9 protein-coding genes are annotated in these 8,615 nt (G+C 63.7%); 3 read left to right on the top strand and 6 right to left on the bottom strand.

Annotation, left to right across the window (positions count from 1 at the left end; all coding sequences use genetic code 11):
- Window positions 1-521 (top strand): DMT family transporter (locus IC66_RS0124230; RefSeq protein WP_038949371.1); only part of this gene is annotated, 521 nt, incomplete at its 5' end.
- Between the two features lie 10 nt (window positions 522-531).
- On the opposite strand, the gene IC66_RS0124235 is transcribed toward IC66_RS0124230, so the two are convergent.
- Both IC66_RS0124235 and IC66_RS0124240 read right to left on the bottom strand, forming a co-directional pair.
- On the bottom strand, window positions 532-1,746 hold the full coding sequence (locus IC66_RS0124235; protein WP_028139179.1) for an EAL domain-containing response regulator: 1,215 nt from the start codon (window positions 1,744-1,746) through the stop codon (window positions 532-534).
- Between the two features lie 806 nt (window positions 1,747-2,552).
- A complete protein-coding gene (locus IC66_RS0124240; RefSeq protein ID WP_038949372.1) occupies window positions 2,553-3,716 on the bottom strand; it encodes a hypothetical protein in 1,164 nt (387 codons plus the stop codon).
- A 335-nt stretch (window positions 3,717-4,051) separates the two neighbouring features.
- On the opposite strand from IC66_RS0124240, the gene IC66_RS0124245 reads away from it, so the two are divergent.
- Window positions 4,052-4,675 (top strand): helix-turn-helix domain-containing protein, encoded by a 624-nt coding sequence (locus IC66_RS0124245; protein WP_028139177.1) that lies wholly within the window; start codon window positions 4,052-4,054, stop codon window positions 4,673-4,675.
- Window positions 4,676-4,757: 82 nt separating this feature from the next.
- Here IC66_RS0124245 and IC66_RS0124250 read toward each other — a convergent pair whose 3' ends face one another.
- The 4 genes from IC66_RS0124250 to IC66_RS0124265 form a co-directional block, all read right to left on the bottom strand.
- A complete protein-coding gene (locus tag IC66_RS0124250; protein WP_038949373.1) occupies window positions 4,758-5,006 on the bottom strand; it encodes a hypothetical protein in 249 nt (82 codons plus the stop codon).
- A 99-nt stretch (window positions 5,007-5,105) separates the two neighbouring features.
- A complete protein-coding gene (locus IC66_RS0124255; RefSeq protein WP_028139175.1) occupies window positions 5,106-5,483 on the bottom strand; it encodes an Hpt domain-containing protein in 378 nt (125 codons plus the stop codon).
- A gap of 156 nt (window positions 5,484-5,639) precedes the next feature.
- On the bottom strand, window positions 5,640-6,338 hold the full coding sequence (locus IC66_RS0124260) for a Crp/Fnr family transcriptional regulator (protein ID WP_038949375.1): 699 nt from the start codon (window positions 6,336-6,338) through the stop codon (window positions 5,640-5,642).
- Between the two features lie 189 nt (window positions 6,339-6,527).
- The gene (locus IC66_RS0124265; protein ID WP_038949376.1) at window positions 6,528-7,238 is read right to left on the bottom strand and encodes a Crp/Fnr family transcriptional regulator; all 711 of its coding nucleotides are present in this window, start codon (window positions 7,236-7,238) and stop codon (window positions 6,528-6,530) included.
- Window positions 7,239-7,672: 434 nt separating this feature from the next.
- Between IC66_RS0124265 and IC66_RS0124270 the strand changes: the two genes are divergently transcribed.
- Window positions 7,673-8,155: a response regulator gene (locus IC66_RS0124270; RefSeq protein WP_038949377.1), complete on the top strand. Its 483-nt coding sequence runs from the start codon at window positions 7,673-7,675 to the stop codon at window positions 8,153-8,155.
- Window positions 8,156-8,615 lie beyond the last annotated feature (460 nt).

Raw genomic sequence — 8,615 nt, forward strand, 5'->3', positions numbered from 1 at the left:
GTGGCGGCGAGCGGCCGCGGCCCTTGTTCTGGCTGTTCGCGATCCTCGGCAGCGCCACGGTGGCCGGCTTTGCCTTGTCGAATGGCGGTTCGGCCTCGCTCACCGGCGATCTCCTGATGGTGGCTGCGATCGTGCTGTGCGGCCTCGGCTATGCCGAAGGCGCCGCATTGTCGCGCCGGCTCGGCGGCTGGCAGGTGATCTCCTGGGCGCTCCTGCTCGCGCTGCCGCTGATGGTGCCGGTCGCGGTTCTGACCTGGCCGGCGAGCTGGAGCGGCGTCAGCGTGCCCGCCTGGATCGGGCTCGCTTACGTCTCGATCTTCAGCATGTTCGTCGGCTTCATCTTCTGGTACCGCGGCCTTGCGATCGGCGGCATTGCGCGTGTCGGCCAGTTGCAGCAGCTCCAGCCGTTCTTCGGTCTCGCGCTCGCCGGCCTGCTGCTGCACGAGCCCGTCGCCTGGAGCATGATCGCGGCGACCGCGCTCGTTGTCGCCTGCGTCTTCTTCGCACGCCGGTTTGCGTGAGGCTTGTGCCTCACGCCTGCCCCATCACTGTCTTCGTCAGCGCGCCCTTTGCAAACTTCTTCAGCGGCATCGGCTTGCCGAACAGGAAGCCCTGCACGAGATCGAAGCCGAGCTCGTTGGCGGCGACGAGGTCGGCGCGGCTTTCGACCCCCTGGGCCACGCTGCGCGCGCCAAAGCCCTGCGCGAGCTCGACGATGTGTCGGCACACCGTGCGCTTCAACCGGTCACTGCCGCTGCCGGTGACGAATTGCCGGTCGGCCTTCAGCTTGACGAAGGGGACTTTGTCCCGCTCCATCAGCGCCGGCCAGTTGGCGCCGAGATTGTCGATCGACAGGCCGATATTGTGTAGCCCGACCTCGCGCGCGACCTCGGTCAGGAGATCGAGATCGCGGATCGCCTCCTCGCTGTCGATCTCGACCGTCAGCCCGCCGAAGGCCGGATGCGTCGGCACGCGGCGGCAGAGATCGCGCACCGCCTGCGGCTCCTTAAGATAGGACGCGGGCAGGTTGATCGAGAGATCGACCGGGGTCTGCTGCTCCAGCAGATAATGCCAGTCCCGTATCGCGCGCTCGATCACGAATTCGGAGAGGTCGCGCAGATGCGGATCGCGCTCTTCGGGAATGAAGTAAGCCGGCGGCACCACGCCCCAGGTCGGATGCCGCATCCGTACCAGCGCCTCGGCGCCGCTGCGGATCAGCGTGCGCGCGTCGATCTTGGGCTGGTACCAGAGCTCGAGCCAGCCGGCATGAAGGGCCTCGCCGACATGCACGGCGGGACTCGGCGCGGGCTCTTCCGGCAGCAGCATGGCGATGCGCTCGCGCAGCGTTTCCGCCGCAAAGGGCGTGGTCAATGGCGGCAGCATGGCAAGGCCATATTCCTCGCCGACCTGCCGCACGGCCTTGACGATGATCGACTCGCGGGCGCCGACGGCGAGAACCTTGCCGGCGAATGCCTCGCGCACCAGTATTTCGAGGAATCTCCCCGGCTCGATGCCGTCGGCGGCGACGCCGAGCAGGATCAGGTCCGGCAATTCGGTGGCGAGCACGGTTTGCAGCTCGTCCGAGCTGGCGCATTCGCTGGTGACGAAGCCGAGATCCTCCAGCACCTCGCTGAGGAAGGCGCGCAGATGCCGCTTGCTATCGGCCACGCAGGCGCGCGGCGTTACCTTTCGTCGTCCGAAGGTCACAGGCCTTCGTCCGACGAGTTCAACCATCCCATCGTTCATCAACACCACTCCCGTTCCGTGACGGTTTCTTAAACGCCGAGCGTGGGTTCAAATAAGGAGAGCTTCACATCGTTCTTGAATTATCTGAGTAACGTTAAGCCCTGCAATTCGAGCTAATTTGTCGACAGACTCTTCGCAAAGAACTCGCATACCCGAGCACCACGCGCGCAACGCCTGCCAGCGCACGCGAAATGTCTCTCGCGCGATCTGAGCTGCGTCCTGTTCGCCGACGGATGGAAGCGAGCGACGCAGATGTGTGCCCTTTCGAAGCAACGACGCGACCAGCGGAGATTAATTTCCGGCGTTTCTTCGGGGTGTGCGCCCGCTCGTTGCGACGAAGACGGTGAACAGGACCGCGTCGTCCGCGGTGGGCGGGCTGCGTTGCGGCGGTCGCTCTCCCCGATGGCTTTGGGTGGATTGGGAGCGTGCGGCGGCGACGTTCGGAGGATTGCATTCGCGCGATGCGCGCAAGTTTCGCTTTCGCTCGTGACGGTTCTGCGACACCGCGTCCGGGCCCACGGCTGCAAATGTGAAGTGCATCACACGCGCATTGCTGCACCTGCGCTATTGCTCCGCACAGCCGGTGGTGGGCTGTCGAGGATTTACGACAATGACGATGCGGCGAATGATGTATTGGTGGTTCAGGATCGTGATGTCAGGGCGATTTCTCGATCGCTTCCTGTACCTGCCGCGTGCGCATTAAAGCGCGATGCGATCATCGCGCTTTGGGTTATTGTTCAAGCGTGATCTTTTCGGAAAACCGCTGCGCACTTTTCCGGATCATGCTTTAGGCACCTCGCGCGATATCAGGTCTGCCCGATCAATTTGCGAAACGCCGCCGCGCCGTCCTGCATCACGTCGCGGCCCTTCCAGGCCAGATAGGTCAGCTTGCCGCCGAGCGTGTCGTGGCTGCGCAGCCGGCGCGAGCCGAGAATGTGGCCGACATTGGACGGGAAGCGGCTCACCTCGGCCGACACCAGCGCCGCGATCGCGTCCATCAATTGCTGGAGCCGGATTCCCCATTCGCAACCCTCGATGCCGTCGATGCGCACCTTGAGTGCATATTCGGTGTCGTAGATCTCGGCGAGCAGGTCGCGCGCGACCAGCACCCGGTTGTGCCGGAGTGCGATCCGAAGCGCGAGGCGCTTGTCGTCGAGCCGGTCGAGTACCATGGGAATGACGCAGGCATAGGGCGTCGCGGCGACATCGGTGACGCTCTTGCTCGCAGCGGCCTTGGTGGCGAGACGCGCCAATTGCCAGGGCATCGTCAGGCGCCTCGCCACCAGCGCCAGCGCGAAGGGCAGCGCATCGGGATGAGACTTCTTGAAGGCGTCGAGCTGCGCGGTGATCTGGGCAACCCGGCCGTCGTCGAATTTCACGATCTTCTCAGGCAGCTTTTCGTTGAACTTCGGCAGCGCATTGCCCGCACGCAGCACGTGCTGCATCTTCCTGACGTCGTCGAAGGCGGTGCGTGAGGCCGTGTATTGCGCGAGTTTGCCGCGCGCGAATTCGGTGCTCTCGGCCGAGGCAAAGGTGCTCTCGAGGACCTTCACGACCTTGGTCTGGAAGGTCGAGGCGACCTTCAGGACTTCCTTCGGGTTGTTGGCGGCGACCTGGTCGTTGATCGCCTTGATGTAATCGCGTGCCATGGTCGGCAGCAGGTCGCGGCAGATCCACTCCCAGATCGGGGTGAGGGTGTTGCGCGAGATCCGTCCCATATTGGCGTGCTCGGGCGCGCCGTCGATCAGGAGCAACTCGAGCGGCGCGAAGAAATAGCGCGACGGGCTGGTGGCGCGCGCCTGGGTCGATCCGTCCTTGCGAAACTCGGCGCGCAAGCGCGACTGGATGTCGGACGAGCCGGGCATGTCGATGCCGCACAGCTCGAGCCGTTCGAGTTCGCTGAGCAGACAGCTGCGCGACAGCGGCGTCAGCCTCTGCAGGAATTCCGACAGCCGATCGATGTCGTTCATGGCACGCAATCTTTCGCAGCGTTTCCCGCGGGCGTGCGGGCCCAATGCGTGGAGGCATTTGCGCGCTCTCTACTTCCCCTCAGAGAAGCAAGTCGCCGTTAATTAATCCGTAAAACCCGGGGGGCGGCGTCGGGCCAAAGCAGCGTTAAGGATGATTTCGTCCGTCTGCCCAAGTTTTGGGCGAGAAACTCAACCCTGGCGTGGGCCGGCGCTGCCAAACGCAAGCACAAATTGTGCCGGCGACACCACTTTAACGCAAAACCGACAAAATCACCGTAGTCTTACGGAGCAAAAAGTTAACCACAGACCGCCCCCGGTTCCGCTAAACGAGTGACATGGGGTCACAGAATGATACGGCCACCGATTCGCGGCCGTCGGAATGGTACGAAAGCAGCGCTGCTCCAACTGAAGAGCTCGATTTCGTCCGCCTGAGCGCCGCCCGGGCCAAGGCCGCCGACGAAATGGCTGCTGCCATCGCCCGCGAGCTCAACGGCCCCCTGACTGCCCTGCTGCTCTACATGGGCGAGATCAAGCATCACAGCGATCAACTCGCGCCTGTGACCGGCGACCGCGCCTATTTGCAGCGCGTGGTCGAGAACGCGCTGGCACAAACCGAGCGCGTTTGCGGCCTGGTCAAGCAGCTTGCCGGTCCTCACAAGGGTGGCTTGTCGATCCCCTCCAGCGCCGAGGACGCGGAATCGAAGGCCGTCCGCGCCCAGCAGGCCCAGCGCGTGCCGAGCGCCGAACTCCTCAGCCTGTCGGGTCAGAAGCGGCTGACCAAGCGCGAGCGCGAGGTGCTGAGGCTGATCAGCGAAGGTTATTCGAACAAGCAGGGTGCGCTTCGAATGCAGATCAGCCCGCGCACGTTCGAGAGCCATCGCGCCGAGGCGATGCGCAAGCTCGGTGCGCGCAACACCGCGGATCTCGTCCGCGCGGCGCTGCTGCACTCGATCGACTGAGGCTGGTGTGTTGCAGCGCCGGCGGGCGATGCGGACAAGGCCCCGAGAGATCTTCCGGGACGTCTGAAAAACCCGATCGCGCTCAGAAATAATCTTCGGCGAAGGGACGCGCGCGCGAGACGGGACGCAGCGGCTTGATCTCTTCCTTCGGTCCGTTCGGGATGATCGTGATGGTCCAGCGGGGCGGCATGCTCGATTCATGCTCCAGCACCGAACGCACGAAGCCGGTCACCGTGGACTCGCCAGCCCTCACCGTCGCCATGCGGCCGTTGAACTGAGCAATACGGAAGCGGCGAACCTCTTTCTGGTCCGCGGTCTCGTAGGTGAACATGGAAACCCTCCTGGTTTCCGGCGACTATCGCCACCTATGATTAGCCATCTCTAAAAATCCCAAGCCGTAGAAGTACGGCGGGAATGCACGCGCGTGTGGTTAGCCCTGCGGCTCCTGCGCGCGCGCGGCGGCGTAGGCGGCGTCCATCAGGTCCAGGAGATCGCGGAATTCGCCATCGCCGAGCCTCTCTGCGGACTTCTCCAGTCGCAGCGCCAGCGCCGCGAGCCTGACATAGCCGAACGTTCCGGCCGCGCTCTTCAGCGAATGCGCTTCGCGCGCGATCCTGGCGTGATGCTGCGCCGGCGGGAGCGTGCGAAACAATTGCAGGCGCGCGGAAGTCTCGCTCCAGAATACATCGCGCACTTCGCAGGCACCGTCCTCGCCGATCTCGCGCACCAGCGCTTCGTAAGCGCGCGGCTCGCGCGCAGGCTCGGCATCGAGCGCCTTCTGCGCGGGCGCGACGGTGACTTCAAACATGGGCCTGCTGCCTTGATCACGGGTCATTTGTCGCGCGGCACGTCCCGGCGCGAGGAATGCCCCGTGTCTACGGCATTCGAATTTCAGTTCCGGTAGCAGGACACTAGGTGTTTGCAGGCCGGCATTAGCAGGCAGTTTACCATGCGCGTGCGGCGGTCAGCGCGCGCCGAGCAGCCGGTCGTACTGGGCCTTCACGGTGGCGTAGCATTCGCACGCCGTCTGGCGCAGGCCGTCGAGGTTGGTGATCTGGATGTGCCCGCGGCTGTAATGGATGAAATTGGCTTGTTGCAGGGTGTTGGCGACCAGCGACACGCTGTTGCGCCGTGCGCCGATCATCTGCGCCATGGCCTCCTGGGTCAGCAGCAGCCGGTAGTCGCCCGAGAGGTCATGCGTGTGCAACAGGCAGCGCGACAGCCGCGACTCCACCGGATGGGCGGCATTGCAGCCTGCCGTCTGCTGGACCTGGGCGTAGACCGCGAGCCCGTGGCGCGTCAGCAACGTGCGCAGGGTGCTGCTCTGATCGGCGGCGATCCGCAGCCGGTCGAGATCCATCACCGACGCGACGCCCGGAACCAGCACGATGGCGGTGTTCAGCGCGGACGCATCGCCCATGGTCGAGAGCGTCCCGAGCAGGCTGTCTCGGCCGATCATGGCGACTTGCACATGCTCGCCCTTGGCGAGTTTCACCACCAGCGAAATGACGCCGCGGTGGGGAAAATACGCGCGCTTCAGCGCCTCGCCGGTCTCGACCAGCACTGCGTCATGGGGCAGGTCGACTGTTCGCAGGTGCGGGCGGATCGATTCATAGTCGTCTGCCGACAGTGCGGACAGGAAACCGTTGGCTGAGCGCACCATCGTTTCCAAAAGCTGCCTCCCGTTCCCGCGCCATCGAATCGCGATAGACGAAATCACGCCCGGCGGCGGGTAAGTTCCATCATGTTCACGCCGGGATATATTGGCAATTGGGACAAGTTGTCCGACCACGGCAGCGGTCCTGCCACGCTGCGTGCACGCCCGCATACCGTTGATTGCGCCGAGCTGTCGTCACGGCCCGGTTCCTACCAGGCGGAGGTGGTGGGCTTTCACGGCCGAATGGCAGTCGCAGGACGTCGTCTCCAGCGCCCGCAGATCGAGGATTTCAATCTGGCCGCGGCTGTAGTGAATGATGCCGGCCCGCTGCAGCGCATGCGCGACCAGCGAGACGGCATTGCGCCGTACGCCCAACATCTGCGCCAGCGCCTCCTGGGTCAGCGGCAGGATTTCACTGTCCGAGAGATCGCGGGCACGCAGGAGCCAGCGCGCGAGGCGCGCCTCGACCGGGTGCAGCGTATTGCAGAGCAGCGACTGCTGCGCATGCGCGAGCAAGGCCTGCTCATGGCGGACCATCAGCTGGCGAAACGGCGCGCTTGCGGCAGCGACCGTACGGAAAGCTGCGATTTCCAGCACGGAAGCGGTCCCTGGGAACAGCACGACCGCGTCTGTCGGCGCGATGCCGCCGGCAAGCGCCGCGCCGCCACCGACGACACTGTCGCGGCCCAGCATCGCCACCTCGATCATCTGTCCTTCGGACAGGCCCACCGTGATCGAAACGGATCCGCCATGCGGGAAGTAGACATATCTCAGCGCAGCACCCGCCTCGCACAAGACAGATTTCCTGACCAGTTCGACTGTGGCGAGATGCGGACGCAGCAGATCGAGATCTGCCGCGTCGAGCATTTGCAGTAATTGGTTGGACGGGCGGCCGCTCGCAATCATCGAAGGTCAATCCGGCGTGTTCGATGTACGATCGGTGTAAAGCCCGCTCGTCATCCAGTTGCGCGGTGACAAAAACATATTGTAAAGGTTGTGGGGCTGTCCATATACCCGTTAGAGGGCAGACAGGCTGCGGCATTTGCGGCGGAAATAAGAATGGCGCGCTGATTCGCTCATGAGCCTGTGCGCCGGTCCTGCAGGGGCTGCGCAGGAAAAAGCTGCAGGGGGGCTTTCATGAGCCGGAAGCATTGCATCCGCGCTGCGATCAGAGGCCGGTCGACCCGCGCAGTGTCGTCCGTTGGACCAGCATTTACAGCCATCCAATATTGCCATGAAGCCTGGCGCCGCGTGGCCGCAGATTTCGCGTCCATCTTCCCCGTGCCGCCAACGACATTCGCGACCGTCCATTTTTTCGATTGAAAGCAAAGGAGAACGGCGTGCCCCACGGTTCAATTATTGAATCGCCAAAACGGGAAACTCAAATGGGGACAGAAGGTCTGCGCCATATTCTCGTTGTCGACGACGACCCGATGGTCTGCATGGCCATCGAGGTCTATCTCCAGCGCAACAATTTTCGGGTAACGATTGCCGAAGGAGGTGAAGCCGGACTGCGCGCGCTCGAACACCAGCAATTCGATCTGATGATCATCGATATCTTTATGCCGCACATGCGCGGCTTCGAATCGATCCGGCTCTTTCACGAGCGGGCGCCGGTCATTCCGCTGATCGCGATGTCCGGCTACGCCTTTGCAAATCTGAATTCGCCTGCACCCGATTTCCTCCGGATGGCGCTCGAGCTCGGTGCCGCACGCTGTCTGCGCAAGCCGTTCACGCCGCACGCGCTGCTCGCCGCCATCAACGATTGCCTGGCGGAGCACCGTCCCGACGGCGACATCGCCTCGGCCGCGCGATTGGGTTAGCGCGGCGCGGGCGGCTATGGCCACGGGGTAACGGTTCGTTTACCGCGTCCGCGGACCACGCAGATCGCGCCGCCAATGCGAACTGAGGGGCGCGACTGCGCCTCTGGTTGCGGACGGCGCGGTTCGATGTCCCGCAGGCCGCCCCTATCGTCCTTCATGAGCAGGATTTTCCGGCGCGCTTCGCCCGCTGTTATCGGCCCGTTTACCTCACGCGTCCCCACCGTCGCGGCGCGGAGCCGGTTTTGCCGAAAGGCGCAGCCGCATGCGGGCGAACCGCAAACTTCTCTTCAATATCCGTATTAGGACGGAGGATGAAATTAACGGGACTGTGAAAAGGGATGTCTAACGATCGAGAATAGGGCTTCCGTCCGTGCCAAAGGTGGCGCAGGCGCCGAAGTCCAGGGGTCAGGTCAGTAAGGCGTAGCTCATGGATGATCTGTTGCGGGAGTTTTTGACGGAG

Source organism: Bradyrhizobium genomosp. III (assembly GCF_000261705.1).
Classification (GTDB): Bacteria; Pseudomonadota; Alphaproteobacteria; order Rhizobiales; family Xanthobacteraceae; genus Bradyrhizobium; species Bradyrhizobium ottawaense.

Bases quoted from the DNA above. Each gene is read 5' to 3' on its own strand.
- IC66_RS0124255 (WP_028139175.1), bottom strand. From the start codon at position 5,483: ATGTTTGAAGTCACCGTCGCGCCCGCGCAGAAGGCGCTCGATGCCGAG.
- IC66_RS0124260 (WP_038949375.1), bottom strand. From the start codon at position 6,338: ATGGTGCGCTCAGCCAACGGTTTCCTGTCCGCACTGTCGGCAGACGAC.
- IC66_RS0124240 (WP_038949372.1), bottom strand. From the start codon at position 3,716: ATGAACGACATCGATCGGCTGTCGGAATTCCTGCAGAGGCTGACGCCG.
- IC66_RS0124265 (WP_038949376.1), bottom strand. From the start codon at position 7,238: ATGATTGCGAGCGGCCGCCCGTCCAACCAATTACTGCAAATGCTCGAC.
- IC66_RS0124250 (WP_038949373.1), bottom strand. From the start codon at position 5,006: ATGTTCACCTACGAGACCGCGGACCAGAAAGAGGTTCGCCGCTTCCGT.
- IC66_RS0124235 (WP_028139179.1), bottom strand. From the start codon at position 1,746: ATGAACGATGGGATGGTTGAACTCGTCGGACGAAGGCCTGTGACCTTC.
- IC66_RS0124245 (WP_028139177.1), top strand. From the start codon at position 4,052: ATGGGGTCACAGAATGATACGGCCACCGATTCGCGGCCGTCGGAATGG.